The following is a 12,858-nucleotide window of genomic DNA, read 5'->3' on the forward strand; positions in this document are numbered from 1 at the left end:
AACTTCACTCTCTACGGCAGGGTGGGGGGGATTTACAAGAGGGGGAGCGAGTGGCCGAGGCTTATGATTCCACTAGGAAGGGTGCCGGAGTACCGCGAGTTAGCCGAGAGGCTCCGTGTTAACGCATCGATATACCTAGTGGACAATGGCGTCCAGGGGGCGGGCGGGGGCTTTTCGCTAGGCGGATCTCCATACATGACCTCTTCCCTCATGATGGAACACACAGCTCTAGTCGTGGGTAACAAGACGCTGATCGTGGTGGTTACGTTCAGAGCTTGGAGAGTTAACCAGCAGATACGGGGAAGCGTAGCTGAGTACGTCGAGCAACGCGATCGCCAGATGAGAGAGTCGCTTCACAAGGAGCATTTAAGAGACGTGGAGGAGGCTCTGAAGGCGCTTTTCAGGAGGTGAGCTGTATCGAAAACTTTTTTACCTATGCTTTTTTCTTCAAGTGGGATTTGACTATCTCCGGGATGGCTTTCTCGCGCTTGTGATCAGCACTCCTGTGCTCTTCTTCGTGGCTCTCGGCGTGCTCTACGCCGCGAGTCTTTCAGGTAAATACGTGGAGCTACCCAACGGCGTGAGATATAATCCGGGCGTAGCGGCGGGGCTCGCCGCCGTCGCCTCTATAGGCGGCGTCGTCTTGACGTACGTCGTGTGGAATCTGTGGCGGGGGTACAGATCTGTGCTGAGAGACAAGTTGCCTGCCTACGGCCTAGTCTTCTTCCTCATCGGCTACGCCGCCTTCTTCGGCTTCATACCAGCGGCAACGGCAGGAAATATTGAACTTACACTAGCCACATTGATAACCGGTGTAGCCCTCATATTCCTAGGCTACGTGTTGGCTTTCATCCTCGCGGCGTACCAGCTATACAAACAGACGGGCGAGAGCCTATTCCTCGCGGCGACTATCCTCTACGCCCTCTTCTTCATAGGCCTCGTCACTGCTTACATTGGCCACATACTCATGTACCTCGGAGCCAGCCGGGCGGCAGAGCGCCGAAGCACACCCGCCGCGCCGCCCCCGCCGAGTTAGCCGACTCCAGAGCCCCAGCGCAGAGTGGCCTTGGTGTCTAGCGGATTTCCTCCCGGGCGTGGCGCCGTATGACGTGGGGGATTTTCTCCAGGAGGTCGGAGGCTGTTATGTGGAAGCCCAGCTCCGACGCCGCCTCCTCCCCAGCCAGCCCGTTGACAAAAGCCGCCACAGCCGCCGCCTCCAGGGGGTCGCCGGTCTTTGTGAGGAAGGCGGCGACGAGCCCGGTCAAGACGTCTCCGGTGCCGCCCACGGTCATGGCGGGGCTGCCCGTGGTGTTTATCTTCACGCGGACTCCGTCGGACACAACGTCGTACCTCCCCTTCAGCAGAATCACGCCCCCGAGCGCCGCCGCCTGCTCCTTCACCACAGCTACCCGCTCTCTCAGCGTCTGGGGCGCCTCGGCTCCCGTAAGGGCCTTGAACTCGCCGGCGTGAGGCGTGTAGACCACCACGCCGGCGGCCCTCTCCCCCCTCAGAGCCTTCAACGCATCTGCGTCGACCACGAGCGGCTTCCTCCCGGCAAGCCGCCTAAAGACCTCCCTCACCGCCTCCTGCGTCTCCTCCTCCACGCCCAGGCCGGGCCCCATGGCCACCACGTCGAACCTCTCCGCCAGAGCCACCACCCTGTCCACGTGCCTCGGCGCCAGCCGGGGGCCCTCCAGCGGCACGGCGATGACGTCCGGACTCATGGCCTTAGCCGCGTGGGCCGCGGGCTCCGGCGCCGCCAGCACGGCGAGGTCCACGCCAGCCCTCAGGGCGGCCAGCGCCACGTAGACCGGGGCGCCGGAGTACTCCAGAGAGCCGCCTACAACCAAGACGCGGCCGTGATCGCCCTTCTTCGACTCGGCTCTACGGGAGAAGTTGAGGTATGCGAAGTCCCCCGGCCCCACCACCAGCTCCGCCTCGGGGGGTATCCCAATTGGCTCAACCACCAGCTCCCCCACATAGCGCCCAGCCCCGGGGGCCAGGAGGCCCTTCTTGGCCTTGTGGAAGGTCACCGTGAGGGCCGCCCTCACCGCCTTGTCCCTAACCTCCCCCGTGTCGGGGTCGAGGCCGCTGGGGACGTCGACGGCCACCTTGGGGGCGCCGGCGGCATTCATGAGCTCGATGGCGGTGGCGTGTGGCTCCCTCAAGGCGCCTCTAATCCCGGTGCCCAGCACCGCGTCTATAATCACGTCGGCCCAGAGAAACCAGTCCTGCACCGCCAGGAGCTCCAGGGGGGACTGCGCCACCGCCACCTCCACCCCCCACAGCCTCCTAACCGCGTGGTAGTTGATGCGGGCAAGCTCCTCCCTCGGCTCCCCCAGCGCCACCACCCTCACGGCCCTCCCCGCGGCGTGGAGATGCCTAGCCGCCACGTAGCCGTCCCCCCCGTTGTCCCCCGTGCCGCAGACCGCCAAGATCCTCGACGCCTGGGGGAACCTCTTCAACACGTTACGCGCCACAGCGGCGCCGGCGTTCTCCATTAAGACGAGCCTCGGAACCCCTAGCCACTCCGCGTTTCTGTCCGCCACATACATCTCAAGAGAGGAAATAGCCTCCATAGAGGCGAAAAACCACCCCAATATGAACATTATCAGCAACACTCAGCGGGATCTCCTCTACACTAACTTAAAACAGCCGTAGCTATATACGTGGCGTCTATCGACATTGCGACCGTGCTGAGTGCTGTGATCAGCGTAGCGAGCTCCTCCGCGGCGTTAGCCTACTGGCTGGAGAGGAATTTTACAGAGCTCAACGTAAAGATAAGAGAGCTTGACGCAAGGCTTGAAAACCTCAGCAACGCCCTCATACAGTTTTCTGAAATTCTCACGTTGACTCTGGAGACGAAGGACATTTTTACGGCAACCGAGGCCCTCCACCTGAAAAACGTCGTGAGGTCGCTCCTGCCAGCCCCCCGGAGCAGGTACTACACATGGGAGATCTACGAGAAGCTTAAAACATCCTCGATAAAGATCTAGAGGAGTACACCATAGCCGATACAGAGGAGATGAATAGAATAGCCGATCTCATGGAAACGGAGGGGCGGGAGGAGGGAGTTTGTGGAGTACTCCTGGAAGTTGAGGTTCTTCGCTATGGTGGTTAAAGTGGTCTATATATACCCCAAGCTGGTGCGGAAGCCGCGAGGTCCACAGCCGCGTGGCATGTCTAGCGCCTCCTCCGGTTGAGAAGCACCTCGCCGGTCTCCAGCCTTATCTCCACAATTCTGTGGAAGGGGATGTACTTCTCGCCGCCTTCAGTCCTTACCACCACGCCGTTGGCCCCCACCTCCACCACCTCGTCTGTAGAGCACACCTCCTCGCCCCCGGCGCCGCCCCGGCTTACGTACCAGAAGTAGCCCCTGGCCCCCGTCCACTTTAATCTGTTGAATATCTGCTTCATTGGGTTCCCCACGTATACGTTGAGGAGTATATTAATTTACACACAGCCATTTTAAAAAGAGACGAGGGCTGATATATGGATCTAACGAAAAACATCTGGGTCAAAATCTTGAGAAAAAAGGAGAAGCCCTACGAAATAGAATACTTCTAGATCTAAGAAAGACATGCTCAAATGCGCCGGGGTAATAAGGAGGGCGGAATAATAGCTGGCGTGCTTAAAGATATTTTACTCAATTCCTCAGGTTGATATGTGGGTAGGGAGGCGGAAATGTGGTTTAGACAGGCAGAGCGCGATTTAAAAAAGGCCGAGAACGACCTCGTCACTGGAGACTGGGACTCGGCGGCGTTCTGGTCGCAACAAGCCGCTGAGAAGGCGCTGAAAGCCCTCCTCATTAAAGCTGGCGTCGCCTACAGAGGGCACGAGTTGCTTGAGCTTGGGAGGGCGGTGAGGAGCGAGCTGGGGCTAGACGTGCCGGAGATTGAGGAGGACCTTAGAGAGCTCACAATACATTATGTAATTTCTAGATACCCAAACGCCGCAAACGCCGTGCCCTACGAGCTCTACGACGAGAGGAAGGCGAGGGAGCTAGTGGAGAGGGCGAGGAGGGTGGTGGAATGGGTAAGGCGAAATCTGCGCTGAAGTCGCAAGAGGAGGCGCTGGCAAGGGCTAGGGCAGTTGTGGAGAAGGCCGCTTCTATCTGCGCGGAGAGGGGGTGGAGGCTAGCCGGGGCTTATCTCGTGGGGAGCAGAGCCAGGGGGGACTACACCGCCGACAGCGACGTAGATCTTGTCTTGGTGGTAGAGGGCGTGAAGGGTCTAAACGCTCTGGAGAGGCTTGAGGCCTTTAAAGAAGCCCTCGCCCCCGGCGTTGAGATTAGGGTATACACGCCAGAGGAGTGGATGGGGGATGGCGTCTGGATGCGGAGCTTGCGGAAAGAGGCCAAGCCGCTTTGGGACAGCTTTAAATAGTACCTGCATCTATTCGCCATGGCGAGGATTGCACGCTATTACCGCGAGTATGGGGTGAGGCTTGTGAGGGGTTTTATGCAGTACGTCTGGGACGACGGGGGCAGGCGCTATGTAGACTGCAACACTAACCACGGCGTGGCGTTCCTCGGCCACGCAAACCCCAAAATCGTCGAGGCCGTGAAGAGGCAGGTGGAGGAGGTGTGGGCAGTCCCCCTCAACTTCCAGACCCCGGCCCGGGAGCGATTCATCGAGGAGTTCTCCAAACTGCTCCCAGCCAAATTCGGCACGGTCTTCCTCCAAAACACAGGCACGGAGGCGGTGGAGGTCGCCATTAAAATAGCCAAGAAGATAACCAGGAGGCCCACTATTGTGGCCTTCACCAACAGCTTCCACGGCAGAACCATGGCCTCCCTATCCATCACCTGGAACGAGAAGTATAGAAAGGCATTCGAGCCCCTCTACCCCCACGTGAGGTTCGGCAAATTCAACGTCACCACCGAGGTGGAGAAGGTGGTGGGCGAAGACACTTGCTGCGTCGTGGTGGAGCCCATACAGGGAGAGGGCGGCGTCAACCCAGCCACCCCCGAGTTCCTCAAGGCGCTGAGGGAGGAAACTTTGAGAAAAGGCGCCCTCCTCATAATAGACGAGGTGCAGACGGGCTTCGGCAGGACGGGAGCCGTCTGGGCCTTCCAGAAGTACGGAGTGGAGCCCGACATATTCACCGCAGGCAAGCCGGTCGCCGGCGGCCTCCCCATCGGCTTAGCGGTAGCCAGGGAGGAGTACGGAGACGTCTTCGAACCCGGGGAGCACGGCTCCACCTTCGCCGGAAACGCCGTGGTGATGGCCGCGGCCGCCGCCGCCTCCAAGCTACTCCGCGAGGAGGACGTCCCCGCCAAAGCCGAGAGGGCGGGGGCGGAGCTGGCGAAGGCCTTGTCTGAGACGGAGTCCCGGCTGGCGGTGAGGGTCAAGGGTATGGGCCTCATGCTTGGCCTCGAGCTGAGGGTAAAGGCGGATCAGTTCCTACAGCCCCTCCTCCAGCGCGGCGTCTTGGCCCTCACCGCGGGGGTGAACACCCTCCGGTTCCTGCCCCCCTATATGATCACCAGGGAGGACGTGGAGGTGGTGCAGGCCGCGGTGGCGGAGGCGCTGAAGGGGGCTGAGGCGGCGCAACAGTAGCTACCGCCGCCCCGCCAGCTTGTCTAGGGCGGTGAAGAAGAGATCCGGCGCCTCCCTCAGCTTCTTTTCGTCGGCCCAGCCGAGGCCGGCCCTCAGATATGCCGCCGCCGACGTATATACGCGAAGGCGGCCGACTTCGTATTCCACCACTTGACGTAGCTCCTCCCGGCCACATAGCTCTGGGAAATGGCGAAGTTCCTACGGGCAATCTCCCTCGCCCTCCTCACAAAGAAATCCCTCTTCTCCAAAACCTCAACCGCCAGGCCTGATTCAGCACAGGCGGCGAGATAGTGGTGTAGTCCTTCACAGACCACGCCTTGTCAACCACTCCCTCGGCCCCACGACACAGCCAATCCTCAACCCCGCCAGGCCGTAGACCCTCTCACCTTATGAGAGGAGACACTCTCCTTAGGAATATAGTAATTACCACGAAGTCGGCGACGATGAAAATGTGCATGATGGTGCAGTAGATGCAGACAGCCTTCAGCACTGCGAACTCCAGATAGAGTAGGTAGGGCAGAAGCGCGAGGCCCAGGAGGCGCCACCAGAAGATGAAGCGCGCCGCCCTCCTCTCCAAGGTGCGGTACAGCCAGAGCGCCGCGGCGATGTTTACCACAAACCACACAGCCGCCGCCACGTCCAGAGGCACCGGGCCGATGTAGGCGTACTCGCTCTTCAACACCCTCACGCAGTCGGCGGTGATCCCCGGCAGTATCTCGCCAACGTAGCAACCAGGCGGCAGTTGCCCAAGGAGGTAGAAGAGGTAGACCACCAGAAGAGACGCCGCCAGCCCCCCGGCCGAAAACACCACCAGCAGAGGTAGCCAGACGTTCACACAGAATCAAAAACACAGGTTTATAAAACGTGGGGTACGGTGCTAAAAAGTTCCCAAAACCGCGAGGGGGATCCGGATGAGGGCAACCGAATTTTTTCCAGCCGCCTTGCCCAACCTCTCGTCATCTGTGACCGACGTGAACCTTCTCGACGACGCGGTGCAGACATACGACTCGTCGTGGGAAGCGACACCAAGCCCCGCCAATTTCAACACATCACTCTCTCCGCCTTCCCACGGAGGCGGGAGTGTATTAAAGCCTTAGATAACACCCTCACCCGCGGCAACAGTGTCAATCCTCCCCAGCAGGTAAACTTCTTTCCACACTGCATTAAATGTCTAGTATACCGCTAGACTGACACGGCGCCTCCGCACAGCGCGCAAGCCCTTCCTCTTTTAAAGTACATTTACAACTGCGCTGGCGTCAAGTAGGTACATCACCTCCTGTCTCTATCCTCCCGTATCAATTCAGCCACCTCCTCGTCTGAGACGACTGAGAGCTTATCCACCAACCCCTTCAACTCCCTCTCCACCTCTTCTAAAACACGCCTCCTCACCTCAGCCTCCAGCGCCCTCCTAATGACCGGCCCCGGCTTCACCCCGTACCTATCCAAAAGTTCCTTAAGCCTCTTAGGAATTTTAGCGGAAACAGTAACGTAGTCGCCCACGGATATGTAACAGGTTGACAAATATAAGATTTACCTTCCGGAAATAGACATATTAGCACCTGGCCAAATTGGGACGGTGCCGAATAGGCGGCGCGCCGAGGCGCTGGTGGGCGTCCTGAGGATTTCAACGGCGCAGTGCCACGTAATTGAGGTGAGGCCACGGCGGGTCGAGGTGGACCTCGCCGCAGTGTGCAGTACCGGCAGGCCTATTAAAGTTGCGGAGCTCACAGTGCGGCGCCGGGCAGAGGTTAGGTTTGTCCCCACCTCGGCGAGGGCCGAGGGCGGCGTCAAGGCGGCTGGCACCGTCGCCGTAGTGCTTAGGGGACCGTGCGTCTACGAGATCCCCATGTACTGCCTCGTCGACGTGCCCCCGGGCAACTGCGCCAGGCCCATGGTGCTCGTGCCGGGCTTCGACGCCCCGCTGGAGATAGAGCCAGGTACATACGACCTCTACCTAGCCGGCGGATGCGCGGCAGAGGGGGAGGGCGCCGTGGAGATAGCAGTGGAGCTCACAGCCGTGTGCTAGTACGCGTAGACTAGGACCCCCTTACCTCTGGCGTAGGCCTCCACCTCCCGGCCGATGTAGCTCCCAGCCAGCACTGTCACAGCCGGCTTGCCCAGTCTGCGCCCCGCCAACTCGGCCTTAGCCAGCAAAGCCCCCACGTCGCCGACCCGGGGCCCAGCCTTGACCTCCACCACGTTGGCCCTCTCCTCGGTCTCCACCAAGAGGTCCACCTCCACCCCGTCGAAGTCGGCATTCCTCACGCGCCTCACCACCCGCTCCCCAGACGCCCCGATCACCTTGCCCAGATCCTCCCACACATACCGCGTATACACCGCCTCGGTCAAGGCGCCGAGCCCCTCCTCAAGCCGCGAAAACCTCCTATTAGCCTCCTCCCAACGAACCTGCTGTTCCTTGTAAATTTATTAAACTCCTCCCTCAGCCCCACGTCTACTACAGAACACCCTTCTAAAACTGAAGAATATAAACTAGAGGAGGGTGGAGGGCTGTGAAGATATACGAGGTGAGGGTGAGGCGGGCCCTGGCGCCCTCCGCACTGCCCGAGTACGACTACTCCCTCAACCCGTACCTCGGCTGCCTCCACGGCTGTCTCTACTGCTACGCCATGGACATGACCAGGGGCCCGCCGGGCGCTATGTGGGGCGGAGTCGTCTACGTCAAGGTCAACCTCCTCGAGGTGCTGAGGCGGGAGGCGGCGAGGCTTAAGCCCGGCGTCGTGGGGATGTCCACCATCACGGATCCCTACCAGCCCCCCGAGGCGAGGTACAGACTGGCGAGGGGGGCCCTGGAGATACTGGCCGAGGCCGGCTTCCACGTCTCCATCCAGACCAAGTCCGGCCTGGTGGTCCGCGACCTGGACCTACTCGCGAGGTATAGACACCGCGTCGACGTGGGTGTGACCATAACCACCATGAGGGACAAGGCTAGGATTCTCGAGCCGCTCGCCGCCCACCCCCTCGCCCGGATCCGCGCCGTCGAGAAGATCGCCGCCGCGGGGGTGAAGACGTGGGTTTTCCTAGGCCCCGTCATACCAGGCTTCAACGACGACCCGAGCGACCTGCGGGAGGTGGTGGAGGCCGCCCACGCCGCCGGCGCCGAGGTGGTGTACGACAGATACCGCCCCAAGCCCCGCGCAGACGCAACCCTCGCCTCCACGTGGAGAAAAGTCGTGGCGACGCCGCAGTGGTGGGCACAGACGAAGAGAATCATAGAGCAGATATGCGCCGAGGTAGGCGCCAAGTGCATAGATGTAGAAAAGGAGTGGCGAGCCGCTAGGCAGAGGCGCCGATAGCCAGAGGCGCGGCGGGCGGTCTTCTGCATACAGCCCCGAGTGGGTCGCTATGAGGGTCGGTGTAAAAAATCTTCAAGACCCGACGCGAGAGCCTCCCCGGAGAAACTGGCTGAGCCAGAGGTACCTGGGCGAGAGTTTTATCAGCATGATCCTGGGGCTGGGCCTGTGCACCTCCAGAACCCCCGCCCTCTGCAACTTGTCGAGGTGACGGTAGAGGGTCTTGGGAGCCACCCCCACGCGTCTGGCAAGCTCTCTCAGCGTCAAGCCGTGGTGGTTGTGAGCCAGCGTCTTCACAATTCTCCACGGCACACTGTCATCAAATATCTGGTTAATCAAGTGAAGCAAATCGCCGTCAAACCTCTCCATAGATAAGATAGAATGTTTATATTAAGTACTTTACTCAACAAATGTTGCCGAAAAGAAACACTAGGCAACCTGGGACAAAATCAAGTATATAAGAAGCAACACGGGCATATTTCGTGGAAGAACGAGATATAATTAGCTATCTTTCGCAAATCTTTCAAGACGAGCTGAAGTGGTGCATCATCCGACACCTTATGAAAAACGGCAAAGTCACCGTAAAAGACTTGGCAAGGCTCTGCAATACGACGACGAAAAAGGTGCTACAGGCTCTGAACGAAATGGAGGAAAATGGCGCCGTTAAGATAACCATAGAACAAGGCAGGCAATACGCACAACTGAGAATCCATGGATAGAAACAAATGTTTCCAAAAAGAAATTGTAACACGCCGCAACAAACAAATCACTTATATATCAATACATCAAAGCGCCTATGATCGCAAAATTCCAACTACAAATCAAATGTCCAAACTGCCGCCGGTACTACATAGTTGAGACTAGAGACGCCCAGTGCCCCTACTGCGGCGCCCGCTACACACTTCAACTACACGTCCAGCTCGTACCTAAACAAAAAACAAAAATTTAAGCCAAAAACCTAGTTAAGTAGCTTGTTGGTATGTACAGGTGAAGGCGACAGTTGCACTAACCCCCTCCCTAGCGTCTGGCCTTCCTCTTAAATAAACCACAACATACAGCTTCTCTCCGGGCTTTAGAATAACCGGGAGAAACGTAGGCGTATCTACATCTATCTGTACATCAAAATCAAAATCTATATCTCTAAATTCAAATCCGCCTCCAATAGATGTAAAATTACAGTTTGTTATCTTAATGGGCAAAGTTCCATCGTTGTATAAACGAGCGTTTAGAGTGGCACTTGCTTTTGGATACATGTTACTCACTGTGATATACCAAGTCGGCGGCCCGTCATTACCCGGATCTGAGCCGGCTAGATAATAACTCACCTCTACGTAGGGGTCCTTAGGAGGAATTTGCACGTCTTTAAAATCGGCATCTATATAGCCGGTGCTCGCTGTTACAAGTACTTTACCACCCTCTCCCCACGTGGCAAAAGCCGCGGCCAGCAACAACGCAGACACAACTCCTATCACTAGTCCCCTATACATGAGAAAACTCTTATGCCAGATAAATAAAAAAATAGTGCCACAAATGTTGGAAAAAAGAAACAATATCAAACTAGTCTATCAATACATTAATGGTAAAAATAAACAAAAGGAAAGGAAAAAATAGAGCGCTTTACAATTATTATGGAACGGCTTGGGTGTACGTGCAGGAAACAGTAGCTGAGTAAGATTCGCTTTCACTTACGTCCCCCGCGGTAACTGTTAAAGTGGCAGACTGCGACCTACCAGGTTCTAAGTTAGAGACTGTGCTTGGGGATATCTGCACTGTCAGCACAGATGGAGCATCTACAGTACACTGGATATTTACTGGTATTGTGCCGTCGTTGTACATATCAAACGTCACTTCGACTTTAGCGCCGGGATAGGCGTTGCTTATTGTTACAGTAAGGGTAGGAGCGCCGTCATTAGTTCCACCAGCTTGGGAGTTCGTTTTTGACAGCTGTACGTTAACATAGTTACTGGCACTTGATACCGCTTCATTTAGGAAGTCTAGGTCTATGTATCCCGTGGATGCGCTGACTTGGATTGTTGCTGTTTCGCTCCATGCGGCGAATGCCACTGCTAGTGCTATTGCCAGCGCTGTTATTACTATCGTGGTTTTGGTTTTCATGAGTGCTGGGGTTTTGCGATGGTAAAAGTCTTGTCCATCAAGTGTTATTGATGGGCAACATCTGTGGTTGAGGTGTTATATACGTGTGTTTGCTCATTGGCGTGTTATTGCTTGTGTTGTTGCTTGGGGCTTTTGCCGCCGGGTGGAGTGTGTCTATTTTTTCGTATGGGGGTGGGTTTTCTCTTTACAACGGCTCTCTGCTTATTGGAGAGTCTAGGGATCAGGCGATTTTTACAGTTGTGGTTCCTGGGGGTTGGCCTTTGGAGATTAGGTGGGGGAACGTCTCTATTCCGCTAAACGTGTCTAGGGACGTCTTTGTTGCCCTGGGCAGACCGGGGAGTGGTTGCGACGTCTTTCTCTTCTACAGCATTGCCATGGACTCCACGAGCGCCGTGGTGATATGTGCCGAGCGTACTGAGGCGGTGCTGTCGGCGGGTGGCCTGCGCCGCGCCGTGTCTCTCGACGCCGGTGTGTGGTACTTCACATATCCGGGGAGGGTGAGGGTCGCTGTTGAGTCTTCTTCTAAGCCTGTGAGGCTTCGGGGGGATGTCATTACGGTGGCGTATCCGCCTGTCGTCTACAGCGGCCTCCTCCTTAGATCTGGCCCTCCCGATGTTTATATACAGAACTGTAGCTATTTGGGGGGGAGAATATATAACCTCTCGGCGGCTTTGGCGGCGCAGAGGGAGTTTTACGAGAGGAGGGTGGCCGATCTCTCTGCTAGGGTTAAGGCGCTTTCGCAGGAACTTGAGGCTGTGCGCGCGGAGCGGGATAGACTGCTCGTCGTGGGGCCCCAGGCGGTGGCTCTCTACGCCTCGGTGGCGGCTGGCGTGGCTGGGGGGGTATTTGCTGTCTACCTAGCCCGGCGTAGGCAGAAGCCGTTCTGGAGGGAGGAGGTGGTTTAGGTGATATGGATTGGAGGTGGCTGTGGTTGCTCCTCCCCGCGTTACTGCTTCTCCAGTATTTTGTTAGGGTGGATTTCTGGCTGTGGATCCCGGTGTGGGGCCTCCTCGCCGTGCTTTACTCCAGGTGGGCGTTTCACTGTGAGGATGGAGGCCTCTCCAGGGGGGTGGCGGCGGCGGCTGTGTACGGGGCGTTGCTGGTGTCTGTGGGTTGGGTATTTGGCTGGGAGGCTAGTGTCTATGGCGGCTCTCCAGCGGCGTCTGTCTTAAACGCCGTGTATTTCGGCGTCTTGACGCTGGCTAGGGAGCTGGCGCGCTCCGCCGCACTTTCTGCCGTGGGTGGCGGCGACTTGCGTGTTTTTCTGATCTCGGCGGCGCTTGCCCTTGAGCCGGGGTGGCTCCGCCCGTCTCCGACTTGGGTCGGGACGGTGCTGGTGCCTTCGCTGGCTGTTTCCCTCGCCGCGTCTTATCTACAGCTGAGGTACGGGACCTTCGCCTCGTTGCCTCTGGCCTTTGTATGGGGGGTGGCCCCCTACGTCGCGCCGGTTTGGGTGAAGGCTCCGTGGGTTTTTTACGGCCTTCTACACATCCTCTTCCTCATAGGGGTGTTGCTGGACGTCTCCCCTCCCGGCTCAGTCGCCTGGAGGGATGTCTTGTTGGCGGGGGTGGTGGTTCTGGTTGTGGTTTTCGCGGCGGGTGGGCTGGGGGTGAGGCCCTTCGTAGTAGCCACTGGTAGCATGTCGCCGGTGTACATGCCGGGGGATGTGGTGCTGGTGGCTCCTGCGAAGTCCATAGATGTGGGTGACGTGGTGTTGTACAGGGCCGACGTCGGCTACGTTCTTCACCGTGTTATTGATGTAAGGCGGGAGGGGCGGCAGATTTACTACGTCACCAAAGGCGACGCCAACGCGTCTCCAGACCCTAGGCCGGTGCCGCGGGAGAACGTGGTGGGGGTTGCGGTGGGGAGGA

21 protein-coding genes and 1 pseudogene are annotated in these 12,858 nt (G+C 58.0%); 12 read left to right on the top strand and 10 right to left on the bottom strand.

From position 1 onward, the window contains the following. A partial coding sequence (locus tag ACP5J3_RS05815) for a hypothetical protein (protein WP_428494809.1) occupies window positions 1-411 on the top strand: 411 nt, incomplete at its 5' end. Between the two features lie 40 nt (window positions 412-451). Beyond that, complete coding sequence (locus ACP5J3_RS05820; RefSeq protein WP_428494810.1) at window positions 452-1,036, top strand: DUF973 family protein; 585 nt, start codon at window positions 452-454, stop codon at window positions 1,034-1,036. A gap of 37 nt (window positions 1,037-1,073) precedes the next feature. Here the strand turns inward: ACP5J3_RS05820 and ACP5J3_RS05825 are convergent, their stop codons facing one another. Continuing rightward, entirely contained in the window at window positions 1,074-2,579 is a 1,506-nt protein-coding gene (locus ACP5J3_RS05825; protein ID WP_428494811.1) for an NAD(P)H-hydrate dehydratase, read from the bottom strand. Between the two features lie 90 nt (window positions 2,580-2,669). On the opposite strand from ACP5J3_RS05825, the gene ACP5J3_RS05830 reads away from it, so the two are divergent. Further along, window positions 2,670-2,996: a hypothetical protein gene (locus ACP5J3_RS05830; protein ID WP_428494812.1), complete on the top strand. Its 327-nt coding sequence runs from the start codon at window positions 2,670-2,672 to the stop codon at window positions 2,994-2,996. Window positions 2,997-3,183: 187 nt separating this feature from the next. Here ACP5J3_RS05830 and ACP5J3_RS05835 read toward each other — a convergent pair whose 3' ends face one another. Continuing rightward, on the bottom strand, window positions 3,184-3,417 hold the full coding sequence (locus ACP5J3_RS05835; RefSeq protein WP_263245537.1) for a DUF504 domain-containing protein: 234 nt from the start codon (window positions 3,415-3,417) through the stop codon (window positions 3,184-3,186). Between the two features lie 249 nt (window positions 3,418-3,666). Here ACP5J3_RS05835 and ACP5J3_RS05840 point away from each other — a divergent pair, with 249 nt between their 5' ends. Genes ACP5J3_RS05840 through ACP5J3_RS05850 form a run of 3 tightly spaced genes read left to right on the top strand, consistent with a single transcriptional unit; the run spans window position 3,667 to window position 5,561 of the window. Beyond that, window positions 3,667-4,056: a HEPN domain-containing protein gene (locus ACP5J3_RS05840; RefSeq protein ID WP_428494813.1), complete on the top strand. Its 390-nt coding sequence runs from the start codon at window positions 3,667-3,669 to the stop codon at window positions 4,054-4,056. Next, the gene (locus ACP5J3_RS05845; protein ID WP_428494814.1) at window positions 4,032-4,385 is read left to right on the top strand and encodes a nucleotidyltransferase domain-containing protein; all 354 of its coding nucleotides are present in this window, start codon (window positions 4,032-4,034) and stop codon (window positions 4,383-4,385) included. Before ACP5J3_RS05840 ends, ACP5J3_RS05845 begins: the two co-directional genes overlap by 25 nt. 18 nt (window positions 4,386-4,403) lie before the next feature. Beyond that, window positions 4,404-5,561 (top strand): aspartate aminotransferase family protein, encoded by a 1,158-nt coding sequence (locus ACP5J3_RS05850; RefSeq protein WP_428494815.1) that lies wholly within the window; start codon window positions 4,404-4,406, stop codon window positions 5,559-5,561. Here ACP5J3_RS05850 and ACP5J3_RS05855 read toward each other — a convergent pair whose 3' ends face one another. The 4 genes from ACP5J3_RS05855 to ACP5J3_RS05870 all read right to left on the bottom strand — a co-directional run bounded on the left by ACP5J3_RS05855 (window position 5,562) and on the right by ACP5J3_RS05870 (window position 7,061). After that, the gene (locus ACP5J3_RS05855; RefSeq protein WP_428494816.1) at window positions 5,562-5,708 is read right to left on the bottom strand and encodes a hypothetical protein; all 147 of its coding nucleotides are present in this window, start codon (window positions 5,706-5,708) and stop codon (window positions 5,562-5,564) included. Window positions 5,709-5,943: 235 nt separating this feature from the next. Further along, window positions 5,944-6,396 (bottom strand): vitamin K epoxide reductase family protein, encoded by a 453-nt coding sequence (locus ACP5J3_RS05860; protein ID WP_428494817.1) that lies wholly within the window; start codon window positions 6,394-6,396, stop codon window positions 5,944-5,946. A 42-nt stretch (window positions 6,397-6,438) separates the two neighbouring features. Then, window positions 6,439-6,609: a hypothetical protein gene (locus tag ACP5J3_RS05865; protein WP_428494818.1), complete on the bottom strand. Its 171-nt coding sequence runs from the start codon at window positions 6,607-6,609 to the stop codon at window positions 6,439-6,441. Window positions 6,610-6,830: 221 nt separating this feature from the next. Then, on the bottom strand, window positions 6,831-7,061 hold the full coding sequence (locus tag ACP5J3_RS05870) for a hypothetical protein (RefSeq protein ID WP_263243716.1): 231 nt from the start codon (window positions 7,059-7,061) through the stop codon (window positions 6,831-6,833). Window positions 7,062-7,137: 76 nt separating this feature from the next. Here ACP5J3_RS05870 and ACP5J3_RS05875 point away from each other — a divergent pair, with 76 nt between their 5' ends. Further along, window positions 7,138-7,587, top strand: coding sequence for a hypothetical protein (locus ACP5J3_RS05875; RefSeq protein ID WP_428494819.1), 450 nt, complete (start codon window positions 7,138-7,140; stop codon window positions 7,585-7,587). Here ACP5J3_RS05875 and ACP5J3_RS05880 read toward each other — a convergent pair. Further along, window positions 7,584-7,958: pseudogene (locus ACP5J3_RS05880) on the bottom strand (hypothetical protein); the annotation flags it as partial. The gene ACP5J3_RS05875 and the pseudogene ACP5J3_RS05880 overlap by 4 nt on opposite strands. Before the next feature lie 113 nt (window positions 7,959-8,071). Here ACP5J3_RS05880 and ACP5J3_RS05885 point away from each other — a divergent pair. After that, the gene (locus ACP5J3_RS05885) at window positions 8,072-8,875 is read left to right on the top strand and encodes a radical SAM protein (protein WP_428494820.1); all 804 of its coding nucleotides are present in this window, start codon (window positions 8,072-8,074) and stop codon (window positions 8,873-8,875) included. A 72-nt stretch (window positions 8,876-8,947) separates the two neighbouring features. On the opposite strand, the gene ACP5J3_RS05890 is transcribed toward ACP5J3_RS05885, so the two are convergent. Continuing rightward, window positions 8,948-9,241, bottom strand: coding sequence for a winged helix-turn-helix domain-containing protein (locus ACP5J3_RS05890; RefSeq protein ID WP_428494821.1), 294 nt, complete (start codon window positions 9,239-9,241; stop codon window positions 8,948-8,950). A gap of 113 nt (window positions 9,242-9,354) precedes the next feature. Here ACP5J3_RS05890 and ACP5J3_RS05895 point away from each other — a divergent pair, with 113 nt between their 5' ends. Beyond that, window positions 9,355-9,591, top strand: a complete 237-nt coding sequence (locus ACP5J3_RS05895) for a winged helix-turn-helix transcriptional regulator (protein ID WP_428494822.1) — start codon at window positions 9,355-9,357, stop codon at window positions 9,589-9,591. 77 nt (window positions 9,592-9,668) lie between these two features. Next, window positions 9,669-9,821 (top strand): hypothetical protein, encoded by a 153-nt coding sequence (locus ACP5J3_RS05900; RefSeq protein ID WP_428494823.1) that lies wholly within the window; start codon window positions 9,669-9,671, stop codon window positions 9,819-9,821. A gap of 13 nt (window positions 9,822-9,834) precedes the next feature. On the opposite strand, the gene ACP5J3_RS05905 is transcribed toward ACP5J3_RS05900, so the two are convergent. Together ACP5J3_RS05905 and ACP5J3_RS05910 are read right to left on the bottom strand one after the other, a co-directional pair. Beyond that, window positions 9,835-10,359, bottom strand: a complete 525-nt coding sequence (locus ACP5J3_RS05905) for a hypothetical protein (protein ID WP_428494824.1) — start codon at window positions 10,357-10,359, stop codon at window positions 9,835-9,837. Between the two features lie 139 nt (window positions 10,360-10,498). After that, complete coding sequence (locus ACP5J3_RS05910; protein ID WP_428494825.1) at window positions 10,499-10,987, bottom strand: NEW3 domain-containing protein; 489 nt, start codon at window positions 10,985-10,987, stop codon at window positions 10,499-10,501. A 101-nt stretch (window positions 10,988-11,088) separates the two neighbouring features. On the opposite strand from ACP5J3_RS05910, the gene ACP5J3_RS05915 reads away from it, so the two are divergent. Then, a complete protein-coding gene (locus ACP5J3_RS05915) occupies window positions 11,089-11,892 on the top strand; it encodes a hypothetical protein (protein ID WP_428494826.1) in 804 nt (267 codons plus the stop codon). Between the two features lie 5 nt (window positions 11,893-11,897). Continuing rightward, window positions 11,898-12,858 (top strand): signal peptidase I (locus ACP5J3_RS05920; RefSeq protein ID WP_428494827.1); only part of this gene is annotated, 961 nt, incomplete at its 3' end.

This window comes from Pyrobaculum sp., assembly GCF_049971835.1.
GTDB lineage: Archaea > Thermoproteota > Thermoprotei > Thermoproteales > Thermoproteaceae > Pyrobaculum.